Annotated in this window: 20 protein-coding genes; 10 read left to right on the top strand and 10 right to left on the bottom strand. The window is 63.1% G+C overall.

Annotation, left to right across the window (positions count from 1 at the left end; genetic code table 11):
• Positions 1-72 precede the first annotated feature (72 nt).
• The 7 genes from mnmG (at position 73) to HG250_RS00190 (ending at position 8,872) form a co-directional block, all read left to right on the top strand.
• Positions 73-1,926, top strand: a complete 1,854-nt coding sequence (mnmG, locus tag HG250_RS00220; protein ID WP_170001651.1) for a tRNA uridine-5-carboxymethylaminomethyl(34) synthesis enzyme MnmG — start codon at positions 73-75, stop codon at positions 1,924-1,926.
• The gene (gene rsmG, locus HG250_RS00215; RefSeq protein ID WP_170001649.1) at positions 1,923-2,555 is read left to right on the top strand and encodes a 16S rRNA (guanine(527)-N(7))-methyltransferase RsmG; all 633 of its coding nucleotides are present in this window, start codon (positions 1,923-1,925) and stop codon (positions 2,553-2,555) included. Before mnmG ends, rsmG begins: the two co-directional genes overlap by 4 nt.
• Entirely contained in the window at positions 2,552-3,328 is a 777-nt protein-coding gene (locus HG250_RS00210; protein ID WP_170001647.1) for a ParA family protein, read from the top strand. Before rsmG ends, HG250_RS00210 begins: the two co-directional genes overlap by 4 nt.
• Positions 3,325-4,317, top strand: coding sequence for a ParB/RepB/Spo0J family partition protein (locus tag HG250_RS00205; RefSeq protein WP_170001645.1), 993 nt, complete (start codon positions 3,325-3,327; stop codon positions 4,315-4,317). Before HG250_RS00210 ends, HG250_RS00205 begins: the two co-directional genes overlap by 4 nt.
• A gap of 189 nt (positions 4,318-4,506) precedes the next feature.
• Positions 4,507-5,085: a DUF4402 domain-containing protein gene (locus HG250_RS00200; protein ID WP_170001643.1), complete on the top strand. Its 579-nt coding sequence runs from the start codon at positions 4,507-4,509 to the stop codon at positions 5,083-5,085.
• A 186-nt stretch (positions 5,086-5,271) separates the two neighbouring features.
• On the top strand, positions 5,272-6,108 hold the full coding sequence (locus HG250_RS00195; RefSeq protein WP_240956814.1) for a fimbrial biogenesis chaperone: 837 nt from the start codon (positions 5,272-5,274) through the stop codon (positions 6,106-6,108).
• A gap of 79 nt (positions 6,109-6,187) precedes the next feature.
• Positions 6,188-8,872 carry an MSCRAMM family protein gene (locus HG250_RS00190; RefSeq protein WP_170001641.1) on the top strand — a complete coding sequence of 895 codons (2,685 nt, stop codon included), beginning with the start codon at positions 6,188-6,190 and terminating at the stop codon, positions 8,870-8,872.
• A 32-nt stretch (positions 8,873-8,904) separates the two neighbouring features.
• On the opposite strand, the gene HG250_RS00185 is transcribed toward HG250_RS00190, so the two are convergent.
• Both HG250_RS00185 and HG250_RS00180 read right to left on the bottom strand, forming a co-directional pair.
• The gene (locus HG250_RS00185; protein ID WP_170001639.1) at positions 8,905-9,678 is read right to left on the bottom strand and encodes a glycine zipper 2TM domain-containing protein; all 774 of its coding nucleotides are present in this window, start codon (positions 9,676-9,678) and stop codon (positions 8,905-8,907) included.
• 104 nt (positions 9,679-9,782) lie between these two features.
• A complete protein-coding gene (locus HG250_RS00180; protein WP_170001637.1) occupies positions 9,783-10,265 on the bottom strand; it encodes a GAF domain-containing protein in 483 nt (160 codons plus the stop codon).
• Positions 10,266-10,328: 63 nt separating this feature from the next.
• Here HG250_RS00180 and HG250_RS00175 point away from each other — a divergent pair, with 63 nt between their 5' ends.
• Entirely contained in the window at positions 10,329-11,765 is a 1,437-nt protein-coding gene (locus tag HG250_RS00175; RefSeq protein ID WP_170001635.1) for a PQQ-dependent sugar dehydrogenase, read from the top strand.
• A 12-nt stretch (positions 11,766-11,777) separates the two neighbouring features.
• Here HG250_RS00175 and HG250_RS00170 read toward each other — a convergent pair whose 3' ends face one another.
• Both HG250_RS00170 and HG250_RS00165 read right to left on the bottom strand, forming a co-directional pair.
• Positions 11,778-12,605: a DUF815 domain-containing protein gene (locus HG250_RS00170; RefSeq protein WP_170001633.1), complete on the bottom strand. Its 828-nt coding sequence runs from the start codon at positions 12,603-12,605 to the stop codon at positions 11,778-11,780.
• A gap of 30 nt (positions 12,606-12,635) precedes the next feature.
• Positions 12,636-14,378 carry an acyl-CoA dehydrogenase family protein gene (locus tag HG250_RS00165; RefSeq protein ID WP_170001631.1) on the bottom strand — a complete coding sequence of 581 codons (1,743 nt, stop codon included), beginning with the start codon at positions 14,376-14,378 and terminating at the stop codon, positions 12,636-12,638.
• Positions 14,379-14,426: 48 nt separating this feature from the next.
• Here HG250_RS00165 and HG250_RS00160 point away from each other — a divergent pair, with 48 nt between their 5' ends.
• Positions 14,427-15,368 (top strand): L-threonylcarbamoyladenylate synthase, encoded by a 942-nt coding sequence (locus HG250_RS00160; RefSeq protein WP_170001629.1) that lies wholly within the window; start codon positions 14,427-14,429, stop codon positions 15,366-15,368.
• Positions 15,369-15,372: 4 nt separating this feature from the next.
• Here HG250_RS00160 and HG250_RS00155 read toward each other — a convergent pair whose 3' ends face one another.
• The 6 genes from HG250_RS00155 to HG250_RS00130 form a co-directional block, all read right to left on the bottom strand.
• Complete coding sequence (locus HG250_RS00155; protein WP_420821295.1) at positions 15,373-15,702, bottom strand: hypothetical protein; 330 nt, start codon at positions 15,700-15,702, stop codon at positions 15,373-15,375.
• A gap of 138 nt (positions 15,703-15,840) precedes the next feature.
• Complete coding sequence (locus tag HG250_RS00150) at positions 15,841-16,374, bottom strand: CarD family transcriptional regulator (RefSeq protein WP_170001627.1); 534 nt, start codon at positions 16,372-16,374, stop codon at positions 15,841-15,843.
• 250 nt (positions 16,375-16,624) lie between these two features.
• Entirely contained in the window at positions 16,625-17,485 is an 861-nt protein-coding gene (locus HG250_RS00145) for a YihY/virulence factor BrkB family protein (protein ID WP_170001625.1), read from the bottom strand.
• Positions 17,482-17,820, bottom strand: coding sequence for a ferredoxin FdxA (gene fdxA / locus HG250_RS00140; RefSeq protein ID WP_170001623.1), 339 nt, complete (start codon positions 17,818-17,820; stop codon positions 17,482-17,484). The genes HG250_RS00145 and fdxA overlap by 4 nt, the downstream gene beginning before the upstream one ends.
• A gap of 21 nt (positions 17,821-17,841) precedes the next feature.
• Entirely contained in the window at positions 17,842-18,168 is a 327-nt protein-coding gene (locus HG250_RS00135; RefSeq protein WP_338103805.1) for an RNA-binding S4 domain-containing protein, read from the bottom strand.
• Between the two features lie 41 nt (positions 18,169-18,209).
• The gene (locus HG250_RS00130) at positions 18,210-20,870 is read right to left on the bottom strand and encodes a helicase-related protein (protein WP_170001766.1); all 2,661 of its coding nucleotides are present in this window, start codon (positions 20,868-20,870) and stop codon (positions 18,210-18,212) included.
• Between the two features lie 222 nt (positions 20,871-21,092).
• Between HG250_RS00130 and HG250_RS00125 the strand changes: the two genes are divergently transcribed.
• Complete coding sequence (locus HG250_RS00125) at positions 21,093-22,760, top strand: peptidoglycan DD-metalloendopeptidase family protein (protein WP_338103804.1); 1,668 nt, start codon at positions 21,093-21,095, stop codon at positions 22,758-22,760.
• The last annotated feature ends 6 nt before the right edge of the window (positions 22,761-22,766 follow it).

The following is a 22,766-nucleotide window of genomic DNA, read 5'->3' as shown; positions in this document are numbered from 1 at the left end:
TTGGTGCACCATGCCCCAGTTCCACGTGAAACAGGATCTTTGATGAACTTTAGTGGTTGTAAGCGATCGGGCATGATGAATTTCGACGTTCTGGTAATTGGTGGCGGGCACGCCGGGGTGGAGGCGGCATCGGCCGCCGCCCGCATGGGCGTGCAGGTGGGGCTGGTCACTTTCGACCGCAAGACGATCGGCGCTATGAGCTGCAATCCCGCTATCGGCGGGCTGGGCAAAGGCCATCTCGTTCGTGAAGTGGATGCTCTTGATGGGGTGATCGGCCGCGCCGCAGATGCTGCAGCCATCCATTATCGCATGTTGAACCGATCGAAAGGCAGTGCGGTCTGGGGGCCGCGCGCCCAGGCCGATCGTAATCTTTACCGGCGGGAAGTGCATCGCCTGCTCGCGCGTCAGCATGAAATTACGATTGTGGAAGGCGAAGCAGCCGAACTGATTCTTGGTGGGGGCAGGGTTGTCGGACTCGTTCTTGCCGATGGTTCAACCTTGAAGGCAGAAGCGGTGATCCTCTGCACGGGGACTTTCCTGGGCGGCTGCATGTTCAGGGGAGAAGAGCGTTTCGAAGGTGGTCGGATCGGGGAGAATGCGGCCCGCATTCTTGCGAAACAGCTGCGCGAAGCCGATCTGCCGATGGGACGGTTAAAGACCGGAACGCCGCCCCGGCTGGACGGACGAACGATCGATTGGTCACGGCTGGAGAGCCAGCCGACCGACCGCGAGCCATGGACAATGTCTCCGCTGACCGGATCGCGCCTGAATCCGCAGATATTCTGCGGCATCGCGCGCACGAATCAGGCAAGCCATGACATCATTCGCGCCAACCTCGGCAGGTCTCCCCTGTTCGCCGGGGCGATCGAAGGGACAGGTCCGCGTTATTGTCCTTCTATCGAGGACAAGATTCACCGGTTCGGCGATCGTGACGGGCATCAGGTTTTCCTCGAACCTGAAGGTCTGGACACGCATTTCATCTACCCGAACGGGATCAGCACCTCTCTGCCGGCGGATGTGCAACTGGCCATGTTGCGCGAGATGACCGGGCTGGAACGGGTGCGGATCGAGGTACCGGGCTATGCGGTCGAATATGACTATATCGACCCGCGCGCCCTGACCTCCGCACTGGAGGTGAGAAGCATGCCAGGCCTGTATTGCGCCGGTCAGATAAATGGCACGACCGGCTATGAGGAAGCTGCTGCGCAAGGTCTGGTCGCAGGGATGCATGCTGCGGCGGCTATTCTTGGAACGGCGGCTGTGCCCCTCAACCGTGCCAATTCCTACATGGCGGTCATGGTCGATGATCTCACCCTGCAGGGCGTGGCCGAACCTTACCGTATGTTGACCTCGCGGGCGGAATACCGCCTTCGGCTCCGGGCGAATAATGCAACCACCCGTCTCACCGGCTGCGGCATCGAAGCCGGTCTGGTGCGCGGCGAACGTAAGGCCTGGTTTGAAGAGCGTGAATCCGGCCGGCGCATTCGCCGCGAGTTCTTCGATACGCCGGTTCATTCTGCCGGTTTAGCTCTCCGAGGGGTCAAGGTCCGCAAGGATGGTGGGCGCCGGCCGATCGCCGAGTGGCTGCGCTTCAACGAGATTACTCTGGATGATTTCAGGCCGGAGATCCCTGCGCATCTGAATGCGGGAGACGAATTGATGCAGGAGATGGCCGAAGATGCGACCTATGCACCCTATCTTGCGCGACAGGATGCGGAATTGCGCGATCTTCATCATGCTGAGGCGCTGTCGCTGGCGGCTTCCTTCCCTTACGAGGCGATTCCTGGCCTTTCCAACGAAATGAAGGAAGTGCTGACGCAGGCCAAACCCGCAAACCTCGCAGCGGCGGGGCGGGTTAGAGGCATCACTCCGGCTGCCCTGTCAGCCGTTCTCGTTCATGCCCGCATGATCGGTTCAGGTGCATGATCGCAAGCGAAGATGACGCTCGTGCATTCGTCGCGAAGAGGTGCTCGGCGGAGGCATTCGCCGTGCTGGAAAGCTATGTGGAGCATCTCAGGAGGGAGGCTGAAAACCAGAATCTGGTTTCCCGGAACTCTCTTGATGCCGTCTGGTCCCGCCATATTGCGGATAGCGCCCAACTGCTCGATCATGTTCCACGTGGAAACACGAATTGGCTTGATTTAGGATCGGGCGCAGGACTGCCGGGATTGGTAATCGCCATCATGCGGCCCGACATCGCGGTTACGTTGGTGGAAGCTCGCCGAAAACGGTCTGCATGGCTCGAATATCTATGCGCCACACTTGCAACATGTGCCCCCAGGATAATCGGTGCCAAACTTGAATCTGTGCTAGATGAGCGTTTCAATGTAATCAGCGCACGCGCCTTTGCGCCGCTGCAGAGGTTGCTTGATCTTGCGGGCAGGTTTGCGGATGAGCGAACGATTTGGCTACTGCCGAAAGGACGATCTGCGGTAGAGGAACTTGCATCGCTCGCACCAGAAGCGCAGAAGGGGTTTCACGTGGAACCATCGATTACCGACGATCACGCGGGTATTTTAGTCGGTAATTACAGGGTGCCGGAAAGGAAGTCATGATTGTCATAGCCATTGCGAACCAGAAAGGTGGGGTGGGAAAGACCACCACTGCCATCAATATCGCGACGGCCATGGCGGCAACCGGTTGGCGGACCCTGCTGATCGATCTCGACCCGCAGGGTAATGCATCGACCGGCCTCGGCCTGGGCAGGGACCAGCGCGAAACATCAAGCTACGATCTTCTGGTGAACGAGAGTAACTTGGCTGAGTGCATTGTTCCTTCATCCATACCCGGCCTGGATGTCGTGCCAGCTACCGTCGATCTTAGCGGTGCCGAGGTAGAACTGGTCTCGGTAGACGATCGCACCGGGCGATTGCGGAATAGCCTTCGACCGCATCGCGGACATGATATCTGTTTCATCGATTGCCCGCCGTCCCTGGGCCTGCTGACCCTGAATGCCCTGGGAGCAGCGGATACGCTGATGGTTCCGCTCCAATGTGAATTCTTCGCGCTCGAAGGGCTGAGCCAGCTTCTGCAGACGGTCGAGCGTGTACAGCAGCGGTTCAATCCGGAGCTTGGGATCATCGGCATCGTTCTCACCATGTTCGACAGGCGTAATCGCCTGACCGATCAGGTATCGGACGATGTGCGGGATTGTCTGGGGTCGCTGGTGTTCGATTCGGTGATACCGCGCAACGTGCGCCTGTCGGAAGCGCCAAGTCATGGCATGCCGGCTCTGGTCTACGATCATTCCTGCGCCGGTAGCCGGGCGTATATCGCGCTGGCTCGCGAATTGATCGGGCGACTGCCGGAACAAAGGAAGGCTGCATGACCACGCAGGCAACAGACCCCATCCGCTTTTCCGTTCCCGAACGGTCATCGGGGGACGCAAAGAAGCGGAAGCTCGGCAAGGGTCTCGGCGCGTTGCTGGGTGAAAGCCGGCGCGAAGAACCGCTCGTGCGAAATGCGTCCGACGCCGGCGGATCTGCAACCGGGCAGGGCGAGGGCGCCGATGGGACCGGAGGTCTGGCGATGCTCGCGATAGCTTCCATTGAACCCCTGCCGAATCAGCCCAGGCGCCATTTCGATCCTGACGCGCTCGATGAACTGGCAGCGTCGATTCGCTCGCGCGGCGTGATCCAGCCCATCATCGTCAGACCCCTGGCGGGTGGACGATATCAGCTGGTGGCTGGCGAACGGCGGTGGCGCGCAGCGCAGAAGGCCCAGTTGCACGAGATCCCGGCGCTGATCCGCAAACTCGACAAGCGTGAGATCATGGCGCTCGCCCTGATCGAAAACATCCAGCGAGAGGATCTGAACCCGATCGAAGAGGCGCGGGCCTATCAGCATCTGGCGGAAGAGGAAGACCTCAAACAATCCGATATCGCCAGGCTGGTCGACAAGTCGCGCAGTCACGTGGCCAATCTGCAGCGGCTGTTGCAATTGCCCGACGCAATCATCGACATGGTGGAGGAGGGCGCGCTGTCCATGGGTCATGCCCGCGCGCTGATCGGGCACGACGACGCTGTCGCGCTGGCAAGACGCGCTGTCGACCAGAAACTGTCGGTACGCGTGATCGAACGTCTGGCCAAAGGGGGGAGCGACAGCGAATCGGCACGCCGACAGGCGCGGCCCTCCTCCCGCGACCCTGCACAGGATGCGGATATCGCGGCGGTACAGGCCCACCTTGAGGAATTTCTCGGCCTCAGTGTACGAATCAACGCGAATGGTGATCTCAAATCAGGCCAGGTGACGATTCGCTATCGCACGCTGGACCAGCTTGACCTGGTCTGCCAGCGGCTGACGGGCGGCGATATCTGACGCAAGCGGAGAACAGCAGGTATCAGAATGGTTAATGAAATACCCTTTGCCTGTTAACCATACTCGTGAGTGAAAGTTGAACCTGGGGATCGTACCTAGTCCTGGCGAATGGGGACTTCCCGTTCCGCGGGGCATCCCGGGATGTTCCGTCACCGGCCGAGAGGCTGCATAAACAGGGACACCAATTCCATGAAAAACTTGATTCGCGTCGGTGCCGCCGGAACTGCCATGGTCATCGCAATGGGCCTGAGCCCTGCCGCAATGGCCGCCGCAACGGCGAACAGCAACGCAACGGTCGAAATTCTGAAGCCTATCCAGCTGGAAAACATTTCCGGTCTCGATTTCGGCGCGATTGCCGTGAACACTGCAGGTACCATCGCCCTGTCGACCGACAATGTCGCCAATTGCACCGGCGGCATCGTGTGCACCGGCACCACACAGATATCCGAATTTCGTGTGTTCAACGGCACGGCAGGCAAGACCGTAACGATCACGATGCCCAACAATCTGGATCTGGTCAGCACGGCTGCCGTAAACCCCGCGTCGCCTACAGCCGCGGAAAAGGTGGAATTGTCGAATTTCACCACCAATGCAGCATCGCGATCCGTCACGGTCAATGGTAATACCGCCACTGTTCGTGAAGTGACTCTCAGCAACAATGCGGCTGCCGAAGCCAATTTCAAGCTGGGCGGTACCTTGAACTTCGACGGTAGCGAAGCGGCTGGCACTTATAACGGCACCTTCGGCGTCACCGTCGAATACAGCTGATTCACAGTGCTGCCGGCCGCTTGGCCGCAATCCGCTTCAGGGGCCGCTCCGCATTTTGCTGGAGTGGCCCTTTTCCTGGCGTGCAAACGACTGCTTTAAACAATCTTAACCATGACATTGTAGGTTCTACCTAATGTCTTGGAGGATGCCGTCGAAGTTCTCCAAAGAAATGGAGAATGAAGAGCCATGAGATTCTCGATATTCCGCACACGAGCCGTCCTGGCGCTGCTTGCCGCTGTCTTCGCGGGCACGGGCATCCTCGCACCCGCTCTTGCCCAGGGCGATCTGCTGGTGGCACCAACGCGCATCATCATGGACGGTCGTCGCGGAACGGAGGTAATTCTCAGCAATATCGGCAGTGAGGAAGCGACATACCGCATCGGTCTGGAGCTACGCCGGATGACGCCGGAGGGAAACCTGATCGAGGTTTCACGTGAAAACGGGAATGCTCATGAACTCGCCGCGCTGGACATGATCCGCTATGCACCGCGGCGCATCACCCTGCCACCGGGTCAGCCCCAGTCGGTTCGTATCGGTGCCCGGCCAGGGGCGGATTTGCCGGATGGCGAATATCGTGTTCACATGTCATTCTCGGGCATACCCAAGACGCCAGAGCTTGCCGGGCCTGGGGAACAGGCTGAAGGGATCAGCATCCGCCTCACGCCCATTTATGGCGTGACCATCCCCGTCATGGTGCGCCACGGGCGATTGGAGGCGCAGATTGCCATTTCCGGGGCTCGCCTGATACAGCAGAGCGACGGAAGCACTGTCGATCTGGTGCTCGCCAGATCCGGCGGGAGTTCCGCCTATGGTGAATTGCACGTAATGGCCCAAGGCTCCGACGAACCCGTCGCATTGGCCCGGGGCGTGGCCATCTATGCGGAACTGGACGAACGCCGCGTCTCCATCCCGCTTTCGCCCGAGCAGGTCGCGCAGCTCAACGGACCTGTCCGGATCGAATATCGCGAAATGCCCGAAGCCGGGGGCGCCCTGCTAGCCGCGATCGATACGACGCTGAACTGAACGAGCCCTTCGCAGCAAGTCAGAACGCCGCGTGCCGTCTTTCCTGCGAAGGCTCCTGATTGCTGCGGCAATGATGGTCGTGGCTCTCGGCGCCTGCGGAACGGCGGTGGCCCAATCGCCTGACTGGCAGGCAAATGACGATGATTTCCTGCTTCTGCAAATTACCGTGGGGCAGTACCGCCTGACCGACGATGTGCGGGGCTACCAGATGCCCGCAGGAATCTGCCTCGACCTGGCCGATGTCGTTCGCGCTCTCGACATGCCGCTCCGCATCGACCGAAAGTCGCGCCGCGCAACTGGATGGCTGTTCAGCGAAGACCAGACGTTCACTCTCGATCGCGACAGCGGTAGGGTCGTGACAGGAAACAACAGGGTGCCGATCGACGGGGCCATCGTGGATACGCCCGAAGGCTGGTGTGTGCGCGTGGCCAGCCTGTCCAGCTGGTTCGGGCTCGAACTGGAACCGGATCTGTTCAACTCAGCCATTCGCATGACGAGTGCAGAGCCACTTCCCTTCATCGAGGCGATCAATCGCAAGAATCGTGCGGCGCGGCTGCCGGCCAGGCGCAAGGATTTCGATCTCGGCCGCTTTCCCCGTGCCGATACCGAATACCGGATCTGGCGGACACCATCGGTCAACGTCGTGCTCTCGGCCGGCGTCAACGGCGGGGCGGGGCGGAAATTCTCCTCGAACCGGCGGGCAGAAGCCTATCTCGCCGGGGAAATCGCTGCCGCCAGTGTGACCGCGCGCATTTCGACCGATCAGGATTTCGTGCCGCAGACATTACGGGTCCGCGCGTTCCGCAACGCCCCAGACGGCGGCCTGCTCGGCCCGCTCGATGCGACACAGATCGCGGCAGGCGATGTCGAGACCTTGTCTGGCCAGCTGACCGGACAGACCAGCGTCGGGCGCGGCGCCTTCATCAGCAATCGGCCGCTGGGCAGCAGCGCGCGTTTTGCGGCGACGACCCTCCGTGGCACGCTGCCGACGGGATGGGATGCCGAGCTCTATCGCAATGGGCAGCTGATCGCCTTCCAGGGCGATACCGAGGATGGACGATATGAATTTCTGGATGTCGACCTGTTTTATGGCGGCAACGACCTGGAGGTCGTCCTGTACGGCCCTCAGGGGCAGGTCCGCCGCGAGAGCGTCAACCTGCCCGTGGGGTTCAACCAGATCGAACCCGGTCAGACCTATTATTGGGCAGGGATAGTCGAAAAGGATCGCGACCTCGTCACGTTCGGGCGATCAGGCGATGTCGCCAATGCCCTGCAACCTGGCGGCTGGCGCTGGGGTGCCGGCGTCGAGCACGGCATCGACAAGCGAACCAGCGTGTCACTGGGTGCGCATAGCCTGCTGCTGGCAAACCGCCGCCGGCATTATGTCGAGAGTACCGTCTGGCGAACCTTTGGCGCGATGCAGGCGGAGCTCGTTGCCGCACATGAGGTGGGCGAGGGCGCTGTTTTCCAGGGAAATGCGCTTGGGCGGATCGGCAGCGTCAATCTGGGTGCTTCGGCCGTATGGAAGACGGGCGATTACCTGAGCGATTTCGTTTCAGAAGATCTGGATTACCGCTTCGGGGTGCAGGCGGATATGTCTTTGCAACTGGGGGGTTTCAGCCTGCCCTTCCAGTTTGGCGCGGGACAGGCGGTGGAACGAGGCGGCGAGCGGATCACCGAGTGGCAGATCGCGACCGCCTTGCGGGCGGGACGGATCAACCTCGGGGCCGAGCTTGAGCGTGAGACGCGGGACGATCCTGCGCGCAGCATTCCCGATACCGGTACACGCCTGCAATTGCTCGCCAATACCGTGATCAGGAAGTTTCGCCTGCGCGGCAACGCAGGCTTCGACCTGTCGGAGGGCACCGGCCGGTTCGATTTCGCGCAACTTTCGCTCCAGCGCGACCTGACCGAGGATTCGGAATTGCGGGCGCAGGTGGAATATCTCGGACCCAGCGATCTGGCGCGGCTGAGCCTTGGCTATACCCATCGTTTTTCCAAGTTCGCCCTGCGAGCAGATGCGACTTACGCAAGCGACGGCGGCATCGGCGCAAATCTATCGCTGGCCTTCAGCCTCGGGCCCGACCCGATCGGCGGTGGTTTCCGCGTCAGCGAAAGCAAGTTCGCGCGGAACGGGCAAGTGCAGGTGACGGTCTTCCGCGATGAGAACGGGGACGGTGTCCACTCGCAAGGCGAAGATTTGCTGCCAGGAATCGGGGTAGAGGCGGGCTTTCGCCTGACCGGTGCCGTCACCGACGAAAACGGCCGCGCGCTCGTCGATGGATTGCGGCCTCATGCGCCGGTGCTTGTCGGGATCGACGAGGCTTCGCTCGGCGATCCCTATCTGATCCCGCAGACCGAAGGTGTCGTCCTGATCCCCCGGCCGGGCGTGATGGCATCCCTGATGCTGCCGGTATCTCCATCCGGCGAAGTGGAAGGTGTCATCCGGTCGCCAGGGGGTGTGGACCTCGGGGGTGTGATGCTCGAACTGCTGGATCTGCGCGGCAATCCAGTCGCATCCACCATCAGCGAATATGATGGTTTCTTCCTCTTCGACCGGGTGCCTTACGGCACCTATCGTCTGCAGGTGGTCGAAGACAGCGCAAGTAAGTTGCAGGTTCGGCGCGCCCTAGCAGCCGGGATAGTGATCGCGCGCGGCGATGATGTCGCCCGGCTGGGAATCGTCAGCCTGCAATCAGCAGTTTTCCGCCCCCTGACCATGGCAGGCGCAGCCGGGCCGGACCTGCGGATTGAGCCAAACTGAGGACTCGCAGCATGTCTTGCCGATCATGAAAATCAGTCGACAAATTCCTCTGTCACATATTCCCGCACGACCGCGCGCTGCCGTATCGGCACCATGACCGGAACGAGCATCATCGGCTGTCCATAGGGACCATAAAACATCGTACCCTGAGGTGGCTGCACCGGCGCGCCGTAAGGAGAAACAGGCTGGCGCGCATAGTTGCCCGCGGTTCGTTCGAGATAGATCTCGCAATCGTCCAGGCGGTCGCGTCGTCTGTTCTGGTCCAATGCAGACCCTATGGCCGCGCCGGCCAGTCCGCCTGTTCCTGCACCGATCAGCGTTCCCGCCAGGCGATTGCCGCCGGCGATACGATTGCCGACCAACCCGCCCACTGCCGCGCCCAGCACGCCGCCCAAGGCACCGCTCCGGTCGAAACCGTTCCCGTCGAGATAGTTGGCCCGGCAATAGTCCAGCCATGCATCGCGCTCGTAATGGGCGGAATAGGGAATATCCGCAGCAGATTCGCGATACGGTTCGGCAATATAGGGTCGTGTGTAGGGCGCGCCGTATGATGGCGCACCATATGCCGGTGCAGTGTAAGGTGTCGCGCTGTCCTGGCGATTGGGCGTTTTCAGAACCGGGTCATAATCGATCGGAATGTCGCTGGACCGGGCCGGCGCTACATAAGGCTGGTCGAGATTGGCGGGAAGCACGATGATCGGCTCGGCGCCCTGTGCCACATTCGGCGCCATTTCTTGGGCACGAGCGGATCCCGCAATGTATGAAGCCGCCAGCGCGGCGGCAGAAATGGCAGCGCGCATCATCATGATTTTTCCCCTTCGGCGCATCTGTACGCTTAACGGAAATTATACCACGACGGTTCCATCTGCCACTGCCGGCGGTTCCATGTCCCGTTTCGGGGCGCAGCCTGTCAGATCCGGTTGCTGAGCAGCGCTGCCAATGCTTCGATCCCTGCGGCGTCGTCTTCGTCGAAGCGGGCCTTTTCCGGGCTGTCGATATCTATCACGGCAATCACTGCACCGTCGCGGATGATCGGCACCACGATCTCCGACTCGCTCGCCGCATCGCAGGCAATATGGCCGGGAAAAGCGTGAACATCGTCCACCAGCTGGGTCCTGCCGGTCGCCGCCGCCGTGCCGCAGACGCCCTGTCCTGACGCGATACGGATGCAGGCGGGACGGCCGATGAACGGCCCCAGCACCAGGTCGCCATCGATCACGCGGTAGAATCCCGCCCAGTTGATCCTTGGCAGATATTCGCCCATCAGCGCCGCAACATTGGCCATGTTCGCGACGCCATCGCTTTCCCCCTCGGTGAGCGCGGCGGCGGCCTGAACCAGCTGACGATAAAGTTCGGGCCTGGCAAGGCTGGCATCGGGCTGAAAATCGTACATGGCACGGTGCTCTAGCGATCCGCGCCATTGCCGCAAGCGGCAGTGTGCATTATCGCTGCGGGTATGAGAAAATTCCTGATTGTTTTCCTCGTGCTCGTTCTGGCGCTTCTGTTCATCGGTGCATATCTGGCGCAGGGCGACAAGGCGGAATATTCGGTTGCGGCGGTTGCCGGAACGGACCCGGTGTTCGATGAACCGGATGCCGAGATCATCCCTACCGTGAACATTGCGGAGCCGGTCGGCTGGGCCGCGACAGAGGCTCCGATCGCCGCAGAAGGGCTGGCGGTGACGCGCTTCGCCGAAGGGCTGGACCACCCGCGCATCATCTATACCATGCCGAATGGCGATGTGCTGGTGACGCTGACGAATAGTCCCCCGCGCGAAAGCAGCGGTATCCAGGGCTGGATCGCCGGATTGCTGTTTTCCAAGGCAGGAGCGGGAGAGCCCTCGCCCGACCAGCTGATCCTGCTGCGCGACCAGGACGGTAATGGCAGGGCCGACCAGAAATTCCTGCTGAGCGACGATCTGTCCTCCCCCTCGGGTATCGCCTATGCCGATGGTACGCTGTACATCGCCAATCACGACGCCCTGCTGGCTTTCCCCTACGAAGCGGGCGCGACCCGGCTGACTTCCGAACCGCGCAAGCTGATGGACCTGCCAGGTGGCGGCAATCACTGGATGCGGAACGTCATCCTGAATGGTGACAATACGCGTATCTATATCGCCGTCGGTTCCGCATCCAACATTGGTGAAAACGGGATGGACGACGAAGAGGGTCGGGCGGCGATCTGGGAATATAATCTCGAAACCGATCGCCAGCGCCTGTTCGCAACCGGGCTTCGCAACCCCAACGGCCTCGCCTTCAATCCCTGGAGCGATGAATTGTGGGTCACGGTGAATGAACGCGACATGCTCGGTTCGGACCTCGTGCCCGATTATCTGACCAACGTGCCGGTCGGCGCGCAATACGGTTGGCCGTGGGTCTATTTCAAGGACATGGTGGACGAGCGGGTCGACGCGCCGATGCCGGCCTTCCTGACCGAATATGCCCGCTATCCCGAATATGCGCTGGGTCCGCATGTCGCGGCACTGGGGCTGGTCTTCACCGAGGAAGGCAGCCGGCTCGGCACACTGGGGCAGGGCGCGTTCATTGCCAGGCACGGTTCGTGGAACCGGGTGCCGGCATCGGGCTATGACGTCGTGTTCGTGCGCTTCGACAATCTCGGCAATCCGCAAGGCAAGCCCGTTCCGGTGCTGACCGGATTCCTCAACGACGATGGCGAAGCGCGGGGCAGGCCGACCTGGGTGGAATGGTCGCGGCAGGGTGCCCTGCTGGTCAGTGACGATACGGCCGGCATCATCTGGAGCGTTACCGCGCCGGGCAGTACCCCCGCACCGGCAATCGAGAGGGTGCAACGGGAGTCACTACGTCCCCAGCGCGAGCTGCGCGGCGATCCCAGTGCAGTGTTCGAGGAAGAATATCAGCGCGAAACCCGCTGACCGGATAAGAGCCTACAGCCGCAGATTCGCGCGGCCGGCCAGTTCCACGACGAATTGCCATGCGGTGCGGCCCGACCGCGCGCCGCGCTGGCGGGCCCATTGCAGCGCATCGTCATCCGTCCATCGCAAGTTCAGCGGAGCGGCATATTCTGCCACGATGGCGAGGTAAGTCGCCTGGTCGCAGGCGTGAAAGCCCACCGAAAGGCCGAACCGATCGGCAAGGGCAAGCGTATCGTCGAGCGCATCGCGCCGGTGCATGGCTTCGGCCTCCGTTTCGCCGTCACTCACGCGCGACTGGATAATCCGGTGGTTGGTCGTGATGGCGAGACGCACGTTGGCGGGCCGGGCTTCGATCCCGCCGTCGAGCAGGCTACGCAGCTGCCGGGGGCCAATGGCGTCAGTCCCGGAAAACGCCAGATCGTCGAGGAAAATCAGGAAGTTCCGCTCCACAGCGCCAAGTTCCTGGAACAGCTGCGGCAGCGATGAAAGCGCATCGCCTGCCGTCTGAACGATGGCGAGCCGCGAAGGCTGATCCTGCTGCGCGCTGATCGTCGCGGCGCGCAGCAGAGCGGATTTGCCCATGCCGCGCGCGCCCCACAACAACATGTCATGCGCAGCGACACCTGCGGCAAGGCGCTTCAGATTTTCGGCCACGGCGCGCTTCTGCCGGTCGATGCCCCGCAACTGGCCCAGCCGCGGAGCGACGATGGCGGCAATCGGATGCGCCGACCGGCCGGTCCACGCATAGGCAGGCGCGGCCGACCAGTCGGTTTCGGATACACGCGGCGGTGCCAGGCGCTCGACAGCAGCGATCAGTCGCTGAAGTTCTTCACCATTCATGTCCACGCCATATCCCTTCACAGGCGCGCTTCAGCCGATCAGCTGGCTGGCATCGAGCTTGTAGAGCAACGAAGCACCGTCCGCCGCGGCGGATTTGAGGCCGGCAGCTTCGGGTACGATATGGTCGATGAAATAGCGCGTGGTCACATCCTTCACCTCGCGCAGGGTCGGCGCTGCTCCGCCATCCACCGCGCGTTTCTGGCGCAGCAATTGCCAGCCCGCGATGGCTACGGCGCACATGGTGGTGAAGGGAACGCTGCCCGCAAGTCGGTCGTCCAGGCTCGCCTCCTCCCGCATCCATGCGGCCACGGCGGCGCAATCGCCAGCCAGCGCGAAGAGGGCGGGTTCATCTGCGCAGTCGCGCGCCATATCCTCGAGGAGCGAAGTGAACACCCCTCCGCCTTCCATGTTCAGCTTGCGGGTGACCAGATCGGCTGCCTGGATGCCGTTGGTGCCCTCATAGATCGGCGCGATCCGCGCATCGCGGTAATGCTGCGCCGCACCGGTTTCTTCCACGAAGCCCATGCCGCCGTGGACCTGGATGCCGATGCTGGCGACTTCCACGCCGGTGTCGGTGCCCCAGGCCTTGATCAGGGGTACCAGCACCTCGGCACGGCGCGCGGCGACGACATCGCCCAGGGTGCCGCGGTCGACCTGTCCGGCCGTGTAATAGAGCAGGGCACGCATGGCTTCGGTCAGCGATTTCATGCGGATCAGCATCCGGCGCACGTCGGGATGTTCGACGATAGCCACGGGGCTGCGGTCGTCCGATCCGGCGCGGGCCGACTGGATCCGTTCGCGGGCGTAATGCTGCGCCTGTTGCAGGGCGCGTTCGGCAATCTGCACGCCCTGGTTGCCCACGTTGATTCGGGCCGAATTCATCATCGTGAACATCGCGCGAAGGCCGCCATGTTCGCCGCCGACCATCTCACCGATACATTCGTCATTATCGCCATAGCTCATCACGCAGGTGGGCGAGGCATTGATACCCAGCTTGTGCTCCAGGCTGACGCAGCGCACATCATTGTCCGCACCGGGCGAACCATCGTCCTTCACATGATATTTCGGTACCAAGAAGAGGCTGATGCCCCGGCTGCCCTCAGGCGCATCGGGCGTGCGGGCCAGCACCAGATGAATGATGTTGCGCGCCAGCTGGTGGTCGCCCCAGGTAATATAGATCTTCTGCCCCTTGATCCGGTACTTGCCCGCATGTTCTCCATCCTCGATGGGTTCCGCCGTCGTCCGCAGCGCGCCCACGTCGCTGCCCGCCTGCGGTTCGGTCAGGTTCATCGTGCCCGACCATTCGCCGCTGACGAGCTTCGGCAGATATTTTGCTTTCTGCGCCTCGCTGCCGTGATGATCCAGCGCGTCGATCGCGCCCACCGACAGGATCGGCAGCAGGGTGAACGCCATGTTGGCGGCGCCGAGGTTTTCGAGAACGTTGCACGACAGGGTGAACGGCAGGCCCTGACCGCCATGCCCGGCAGGGGCCGCAATCGCGTTCCAGCCCTGTTCGACATAATGGTCATAGGCTTCGGCGAAACCGTCCGGCAGGCGAACTACGCCGTTTTCGAGCCGCGCGCCCTCGATGTCGCCGATGCGGTTGAGCGGTGCGAATTCGCCCGCTGCAAAGGCGCCGACGCCTTCCACGATGGCTTCGACCAAATCGTCCTCTGCCGCGGCGAAGCGTTCGCTCTGCGCGAGTTCCGCGATCCCGGCATTGGTTCGAATGGCGAGGAGCTGGTCCTCGATCGGCGGCGTGTACGGTGTCACTGGCGGTTTCCCTTGGCTTTTGTCGCTGCCAACCTATAGCCCCCCGGCATGGGCGGCAAGCACGCTACGGAATGGCTGGAGACGGATGCGGCAGGGGTGGTGCGGGCCGCCGGGTTGCTGTCTGCCGGGCGCTGCGTCGCATTGCCGACGGAGACTGTTTACGGCCTTGCCGCAAGGGCGGATGATGCCGAGGCTGTAGCCGCCATCTACCGGGCCAAGGGCCGGCCGGATTTCAACCCGCTGATCGTGCATGTGTCCGATGCCAGCCGCGCAGCCCGGCTGGCGCATCTCGACCATCATGCGCAGATGCTGGCTACCCGGTTCTGGCCCGGCCCGCTCACCATGGTGCTGCCGCTGCGTGACGGCGCAGGCATCGCGCCAGCGGTCACGGCGGGCCTTGCCACCATCGCCCTTCGCGTGCCCGCTCATCCGGCCATGCGCGCGGTCCTGCACGCAAGTGGGCTGGCGCTTGCCGCCCCGTCCGCCAACCGCAGCGGGTTTATCAGCCCGACCACGCCGCAGCATGTTGCCGCCACTCTGGACGGACGGATTGCCGCCATCATGGATGGCGGTGCCTGTAACAGCGGGGTGGAATCGACCATCGTCGCCTTGCGAGACGAGGGTTGGTCGCTGCTCCGCCCGGGGCCGATCGCCCGCGATAGTCTGGCGGAACTGCTGGGCGATCCCCTGCCGGGCGGGGTACAGGGGATCGAAGCCCCGGGGCAGATGACGAGCCACTATGCGCCGGGCAAACCGATGCGCTTGAATGCGAGTGAAGCGCAGGGCGACGAATATCTGATCGGGTTCGGCGCAGTGACTGGCGATTGCACGCTGTCGGCCAGCGGTGATCTGGCAGAGGCGGCAGCGCGGCTGTATGCGTGCCTGCATGACGCGGCGGCAGCATCGCAGCCAGTGATCGCCGTCGCGCCGCTTCCGCAAGATGGGCTAGGCGCGGCTATCAACGACCGCTTGCGGCGGGCTGCGGCCTGAGGCTCTAGTCGCTTTCGAGCGGCACCGCCGGGAGAAGTGAAATGATTTCAGCATAGATGGCCCTTGCTTCTGCACAGGCCCTCGTATCGCCGCCATTGCATCGATCGAGCAGGCCGTCGTAGCGGCGTTGCAGCATCCCGAGCCGCTCTTCACGCCGACGGATTTCGCGCCCGCGCTTCTGATCCGCTTCCGATTGACTGGTTGTCGTTATATCGACGGCCTTGCCGGCCGCACGCACTGGCAGGGTCGCAACGTCCCACGCAGTCTTGGCGAGGCAACCCTGCAGCATCGTCGCTGCCCCCACCAGCAGCAGAAGGCGGGCCGCATGGGTCACGCGAAAGGGCCTGCCCGCCACAACAGCCGAAATAGGCGGCGAAAGCATGTCAGCGGGTAATGCCATCGTAGCGAACCTCGTCACGAAAAGGGCTGCCTGGAAGGCAGCCCCTTGCTTGTCTCAAAAAAACTAGGCGGGTCACTCAGCTTCGTCGGAGCCGTAATATTGCGGCGCATGCTCGCGTAACACCTCGAGGATCTTTTCCAGCGCCGCAGGTTCGTCGGTCTTTTCCATTGCGGCCAGCTCGCGGGCCAGACGGCTGGAGGCCGCTTCGAATATCTGGCGCTCGGAATAGGATTGTTCCGGTTGATCCTCGGGGCGGAACAGATCGCGCGTCACCTCGGCGATGGACACCAGATCGCCGGAATTGATCTTCGCTTCATATTCCTGGGCGCGGCGGCTCCACATCGTGCGCTTCACCTTGGGCTTGCCCTTCAGCGTTTCCATCGCTTCCTTCAGCGTCTTGTCGCTGGAAAGCTTGCGCATGCCGATGGATTCGATCTTGTTGGTGGGAACGCGCAGGGTCATGCGTTCCTTTTCGAACCGCAATACATACAGTTCGAGCTGCATTCCGGCGATTTCCTCGTTCTGCAATTCCATGACACGGCCAACGCCATGCTTGGGGTAAACGACGTAATCGCCAACTTCGAAGGCCGGGGCTTTCGTTGCCATAAACAATCCTTATTTCAGCGGAAACGCAGACCTGATCTGAACGACATCCCTCAATCCTGCGGTGTGGCAGGTCATCGGAAAATCGAGCCAGTGGGGCGGAAGGGGCCTGCCTTTCGATTCGGTCCGCATGCAATCCGGGCGTCACCCCGGTGCAAGTGCGATGCGGTTGCAGCATTATATAGCAGATTTGCAACAAAATTGCCATAGCCGCAAATCATCACGATGCGGCCATCGCCTTTGCAAACGGCGCCTAGCCGTTTTCTGCTACGCCCGGGCGCTCTTTCCGTTCGGCTGGTGCGTTCAATTCGGCACCGATCAGCAGGACATAGGCTGTGAGATACAGCCATGTGAGCAGCACCACGACCGCGCCCAGCGAGCCATAGGTCGCATTGTAACTGCCGAAATTAGCGACATAGATCCCGAACAGAACGGTGAGCAGCATCCAGGCTACGCCGAAGAAAACGGCGCCCGGAAGCTGATGGTGCCAATGCGGCGCTTCGCGATCGGGAGCGTAGCGATACAGCAGCAGGGCGCTGCCGACCCCGGCGCCGCAGATCACGAGATAACTCGCCAGCTTGCCCGCGAAACCTTCGAGAAAGCCGGTGGCAGCAACCGCCCCGCCGACCAATGCGAATCCGATGATGGCACCCAGCGTCATCAGCAGGGCCAGCAGATTGCGCTTCAGGAAGCTGCGCCTGTCGTCGAGATCATAGGCGATATCGAGCGCCAGCATGACTGATCCCGCTGCCTTGCGCGCGCCGAACAGCGCCACGGCCAGAGCGATGAGCAGACCCAGCCCTTTCTTGCCCGCTTCGCTTTCCGTGACGCTTTCCAACTGATCGATAATCAGGCCGGCGGCGGTCTGCGGCAGCGCCCCCGCAATGGTCTGTGCATGGCGAGCGACGGTTTCGGCATCGACGACCAGGCCATAGATCAGCACCATCGCCGCAAGCAGCGGAACGATGGCGAGGAAAGTGTAATAAGCGACTCCAGCCGAGATCAGCCCGGCATTGTCCCTGCCTGCCTCTGTCCCTGCCAGCTTCAGCGCCGCGAACCAGCCCTGCGGATGATCGTTACCGGTCGCGTGCTGCTTGTCGGAATGCGCCGTCAATCGCCTTCACCCGGTTCGCCGGTGAAATATTTTTCGAACTTGCCTTCCTCGCCCTTATGCTCGTCGGCATCGGCGGGGGGTTCTTTCTGCTGCGTGATGTTCGGCCATTCGGCAGAGAATTTGGTATTCAGCTCCAGCCACTTCTCGAGATTGTCCTCGGTGTCGGGCAGGATGGCTTCGGCCGGACATTCCGGTTCGCAAACGCCGCAATCGATGCATTCGCTGGGGTTGATCACCAGCATGGTATCGCCTTCATAGAAGCAATCGACCGGGCAGACTTCCACGCAGTCGGTATATTTGCATTTGATGCAGGCGTCGGTGACGACATAGGTCATGGCGAAGTGCCCTTCGGTAATTTACGGTGCAGGATGTGCTATGCCGCTCTTTTCGTTCGGGTCAAGGTCGCGATAGCAGGCCTGCGCCTCGTGCGGGGGGCCACGGCGGGCGGGCAGACGTTCGATGGTGACGACCCGGATGCATCGCCCCAGCGGCAGCGTGATGATGTCGCCGATACCAACCGGCTGGCTGGTCCGGGTGACGCGCTGACCGTTGCGGCGGATCTGGCCGGCGGCGACAAGCTCCTGCGCGCGGCTGCGGGTCTTGACGAAGCGAAGATAGCAGAGCAGCCGGTCGATACGCACGGGCGCATCGACATCGGCGCAATTCCTGTCAGGCGCCTTCACGCGGGCCCATGCATCGTTACAGGGATCATCGCATCACTCCATCAGCGGACCAGATCTGCCAGCGCCGCGAATGGGCTGTTCGGGTCGGGCAGGCGCTGCGGTTTGGCCTTGTCCGGTGCCTCATGCCTGCTGCGCATACGCTTGCCGGCGGCTTTCCCGCTGCCTTTTTTCGCAGCCTCATCGCCTTCTTGCCCCCTTCCATTCCGACCGTCGCGGGATCGATGATGCGGCGGATTCCGGCGGGACGCCGGCCGCCATTCCCAGCTGTCGGGCCGCGGCGGGCCGAGATGCCCTTCGGCAAGAGGTGCAGCCCTCTGCACCCGGAAACCAGCCCCGCCGACAAGACCCCGATAATTTTCAGGCGTCAGCCCGGTGGAGGTCGGAAGCGCCGAGTCGATGACGAAACGGCGCTTCCCCGCTTGTTTGGCCCTGTCATTCGCTCCGCGCGCATCATGTGCGGCCTTGAGCAGCTTCTCGGCGATATCGACGCGGATGGCCTGCTCACCCGCCGGACGGTAGCCTGCCGGCAGGCGTCCTTCTCGGGCGATCACGGGCTGCATGGCTTCCGACAAGGGGCGCGTGTCGATCCCGAGATTATGCAGTAATTGGCGCGGCGCGGGTTTCAGAAGATCGCGTGCGAAGATGTCGAGCGCGCCGAAGGTGACGCCAAGCCTTCGAAGAAAGGGCCGCATATCCTTGGGCAGATGTTCGACCCCGGCTTTTTCCCGGCTGACATAGCCATGCCCTTCGATAAGATTCAGCAGCAGGGCGCGCGCTTCCGATCCCGCATCAGGGTTGCGGGCCGCCACCCGCAACTTTTCGAGAGGTTCGAGGGGGGCGAGGTGGGCCACCAGCCATTCCCGCAGCGCCGCCAGCAGTTCGCCATGTGCAGCCTCGGGCAATTGCGCGAGATCGCGGGCTGGCGAGAGGATGGGCGCGATGATGGTTTCGCTTGCCGTGACCGTCGCCAGTTCATAACCGTTCCAGCGGATCGCACCGCCGGTCAGTTCCAGTTCGCCCATGCGGTTCTGCACCAGATCCTGCGCACGCTTCGCCAGGATCCGGGGCAGGGCTTTCTCGGCTGCCGCCAGCAGCATCTTGCGATCCCCGTGGCTGGTCGCATGATCGACGCTGAAGCGGAAGCCGTCGAGCCTGCCGATGGGCTCCCCCTCCACCGTCATGGTGCCGTCGTCGTTCAGTTCGACGGGCAGCAACGAAGCATCCTGTCCCATGGCCTTCATCAGTATCGCCGTCCTCCGGTTCACGAATCGTTCGGTCAGCCGCGCGTGCAGCGCATCGGACAGGCGGGCTTCCGCTGCCCTGGCACGTGACGCCATTTCGTCACGCGCCAACACCCAGTCCGGCCGCTGGCAGATATAGGCCCAGCTGCGGATCGCCGCGATGCGCCCCTGCAGCGTATCGATATCTCCCTGCACATTGTCCAGTTCCGAAATGCGCGCGGCGACGAAATCGGCCCCGAGATAACCGCCGCGCAGATCCTGCCACAGGCGCGCGACGAAGCGGGCATGCACCTCCGGCCCGTGCTGACGGAAATCGGGCAGGCTGCAGACTTCCCAGAAGCGGCGCACGGATGCGGCGCCGCGAATATCGCCGCCGAGCGGTTCTTCGGACAGGCGTTTCAACACGGTCAGGTCGATCGCCTCGGGCGGGCGGACCAGTTCGGGATCGCCGGGGATCGCCTCCAGATCGGCGATCAGCGTGCCGAGGCTGTCGAAGCGCGGCTGTGCCTCGCGCCAGAACAGCCGGGTCAGCGGTGCGAAACGATGCTCCTCGATCGCGTAGATTTCCTCGTCGGTAAACTCGGCCGATGCGGCGGGCGCTCCCCGGCTGCCGTCCATGCCTGCGCCCATACCGGACAGCACCCCAAAGGTGCCGTCGCGCTGGTGCCGGCCGGCGCGCCCGGCGATCTGCGCCATTTCGGACGGTAGCAGGCGGCGCTTGCGGACGCCGTCGAACTTGGCGAGGCTGGCGAAGGCGACGTGATTGACGTCGAGGTTGAGGCCCATGCCAATAGCGTCGGTGGCGACGATGTAATCGACCTCGCCATTCTGGAACAATTCGACCTGGCGGTTGCGGGTCGCGGGGCTGAGCGACCCCATCACCACGGCCGCGCCGCCGCGAAACCGCCGCAGCATTTCGGCCATGGCATAGACCTGTTCGGTGCTGAAGGCGACGATGGCGCTGCGCGGCGGCAGGCGCGACAGCTTGCGCGCGCCGATATGTTTCAGGGTGGAGAAGCGCGGACGGGTCGTGATTTCCGCCTTCGGCAGCAGGCTGCGCACCAGCGGTTCCAGCGTCGCTGCACCCAGCAGCATGGTTTCCTCCCGCCCGCGCGCGTTCAGCAGCCGGTCGGTGAAGATGTGCCCTCTTTCGCGGTTGGCACCCAGTTGCGCCTCGTCCAGTGCGACAAAGGCGCGGCCGCCGCCGTCGCGCGGCATCGCTTCCGCCGTGCAGCAGAGATAACGCGCATCCGGCGGTTCAATCTTCTCCTCGCCGGTGATCAGCGCCACCTGGCTTTCGCCCTTGATCGCGACGACCCGGTCGTAGACCTCGCGCGCCAGCAGGCGCAGCGGGAAGCCGATGGCACCGCTGGAATGGGCGCACATACGCTCGATGGCGAGATGGGTCTTGCCGGTGTTGGTCGGCCCCAGGACCGCCTTCACCACGGCATCGTCGGACATTCGCGGGTTCACGTGGCTGAATGTGGCATCGACCGGCCCGTGCCGCAACCACCCGGCGCAGGAAATCACCGCATCGCCGCGGCTGTAGGGCGCTGTTAACTTTAATGCCTCACATTCGCGAGGTGATTGGCTCCAGGCCAGGTTTCTGCGAAGGGCCGGATCAGATCGGGCCGCCTGGATTGCCGCAGATCGGCAGGAGGGTGCAAGGGGGACGGGACGCGAGTGTACAGGCCGAATGACGAGGACGGGTTCGACACTGCGCTGGCCGCGCAGGATGCTGGCGGCATCGATGCGCCTGCTGCCGCCCTTTCGAATGCGCAGATCGATCGCGACTTCTGCCAAAGCGAGAGGCATGGCGACGACACGGGGCAGGCCAGCACCGCCCGGCTGCGGCGGCAATACGGCGTTCGCGACCGTTTCGAAGCCTGGCGACTCGGGGTCTCGTCCCGCGCCGACACCATGGACATTGCGCCCGATCTCGCCCACGACATCGGCAGTGCACGCTGGTTCCGGGGCTTCGGCACGATGCTGGCGCTGGGCGCCGCGGCTTTCGCCTTTTGGCCCGATTTCGCCCCGCTGCGGGCCGCTCCGCCGATAAACATCGATGCGCCGTCACGCGATGAATATCGCAGCCAGATGATCATGCCGCTGGCTCTCGGGGCCGATAGCGGACGGCACATGGGTGCGACCGACGCCGTGACGCCATTGCAATCCGCACCCGAACGGCCGCGCGTGGAACTGCTGGCGACGCTTGCGCGCGGGGACAGTTTCGCCCGGATGCTGCAGCGATCGGGAGTCGGTTCAACCGAGGCGAATCGCGTCGAAACCATGATCAGCCGCGCCCTGCCGGCCAGTGAAATTGCCGATGGAACCCGTATCGATATCGTTCTCGGCCGCCGCCCCGCCGCAGGCGAAGCGCGCCCGCTGGAACGGCTATCCTTCCGCGCCCGCTTCGATCTCGAACTCGGTATCGTGCGGAATGGCGGCAATCTGTCGCTGGAACGCACAGCGATCAGGGTGGACGATACGCCGCTGCGCATTCGCGGCACCGTCGGAGACAGCCTGTACCGTTCCGCCCGAGCGGCCGGTGCACCGGCCAGTGCCGTGCAGCAATATCTGCAGACCTTAACCGCTCAGAGCGAGCAGGCCGAGGATCTTCGGCCCACCGACACATTCGACATGGTCCTGTCTCACCGCCGCGCGGCCACGGGCGAACGGCAGGCCGGGCAGTTACTCTATGCGGGCCTCGAGCGTGGCGGCGATCCCGTGAAGCAGTTGATGCGCTGGGGCGACGATGGGAAATTCTACGAAGCATCCGGCGTGGGCGAACAGCGCAGCGGCATGGTCGCGCCGGTGCCGGGGCGCATTTCCAGCAGTTTCGGCATGCGGCGGCACCCGATCCTCGGCTATCGGCGGATGCATTCGGGCATGGATTTCAAGGCGCGGCATGGCACGCCGATCGTGGCGGTTTCCGATGGCACGGTCACGGGCGCCGGACGCATGGGCGGTTGCGGCAATGCCGTGCGGGTCAATCACGGCGGCGGATTGCAGACCCGCTATTGCCACATGAGCCGCCTTGCCGTCAGCGGCGGACAGGCGGTGCGCCGGGGGCAGGTCATCGGCTATGTCGGCTCGACCGGCCTGTCAACCGGGCCGCATCTGCATTACGAAATGTATCGCGGAGGCCGCGCCATCGACCCTGCCAGCGTCAGCTTCGTCACCCGGGCGCAGCTTTCGGGCAGCGATCTCCGCCGCTTCCGCGAATCGCTGGCCCGGCTGAAAACCGTCACGCCCGGCGCGGCGCTGGAACCACTGGTGTCGGCAGCGCCGGTCGATACGGCACCGAAACGCGAGATCGAACGGCTGGAAGGCCCGCGCCCAATCGGCTGAACGGCC

It is taken from the genome of Pseudopontixanthobacter vadosimaris (genome assembly GCF_012979275.1).
In the GTDB taxonomy this organism is placed as follows: Bacteria; Pseudomonadota; Alphaproteobacteria; order Sphingomonadales; family Sphingomonadaceae; genus Pseudopontixanthobacter; species Pseudopontixanthobacter vadosimaris.
Note: the sequence above shows the minus strand (reverse complement) of the source record. Positions and strands in the feature narration are given on the sequence as shown.

Bases quoted from the DNA above. Each gene is read 5' to 3' on its own strand.
- mnmG (WP_170001651.1), top strand. From the start codon at position 73: ATGATGAATTTCGACGTTCTGGTAATTGGTGGCGGGCACGCCGGGGTG.
- rsmG (WP_170001649.1), top strand. From the start codon at position 1,923: ATGATCGCAAGCGAAGATGACGCTCGTGCATTCGTCGCGAAGAGGTGC.
- HG250_RS00210 (WP_170001647.1), top strand. From the start codon at position 2,552: ATGATTGTCATAGCCATTGCGAACCAGAAAGGTGGGGTGGGAAAGACC.
- HG250_RS00205 (WP_170001645.1), top strand. From the start codon at position 3,325: ATGACCACGCAGGCAACAGACCCCATCCGCTTTTCCGTTCCCGAACGG.
- HG250_RS00200 (WP_170001643.1), top strand. From the start codon at position 4,507: ATGAAAAACTTGATTCGCGTCGGTGCCGCCGGAACTGCCATGGTCATC.
- HG250_RS00195 (WP_240956814.1), top strand. From the start codon at position 5,272: ATGAGATTCTCGATATTCCGCACACGAGCCGTCCTGGCGCTGCTTGCC.
- HG250_RS00185 (WP_170001639.1), bottom strand. From the start codon at position 9,678: ATGATGATGCGCGCTGCCATTTCTGCCGCCGCGCTGGCGGCTTCATAC.
- HG250_RS00180 (WP_170001637.1), bottom strand. From the start codon at position 10,265: ATGTACGATTTTCAGCCCGATGCCAGCCTTGCCAGGCCCGAACTTTAT.
- HG250_RS00175 (WP_170001635.1), top strand. From the start codon at position 10,329: ATGAGAAAATTCCTGATTGTTTTCCTCGTGCTCGTTCTGGCGCTTCTG.
- HG250_RS00170 (WP_170001633.1), bottom strand. From the start codon at position 12,605: ATGAATGGTGAAGAACTTCAGCGACTGATCGCTGCTGTCGAGCGCCTG.
- HG250_RS00160 (WP_170001629.1), top strand. From the start codon at position 14,427: ATGGGCGGCAAGCACGCTACGGAATGGCTGGAGACGGATGCGGCAGGG.
- HG250_RS00150 (WP_170001627.1), bottom strand. From the start codon at position 16,374: ATGGCAACGAAAGCCCCGGCCTTCGAAGTTGGCGATTACGTCGTTTAC.
- fdxA (WP_170001623.1), bottom strand. From the start codon at position 17,820: ATGACCTATGTCGTCACCGACGCCTGCATCAAATGCAAATATACCGAC.
- HG250_RS00130 (WP_170001766.1), bottom strand. From the start codon at position 20,870: ATGTCCGACGATGCCGTGGTGAAGGCGGTCCTGGGGCCGACCAACACC.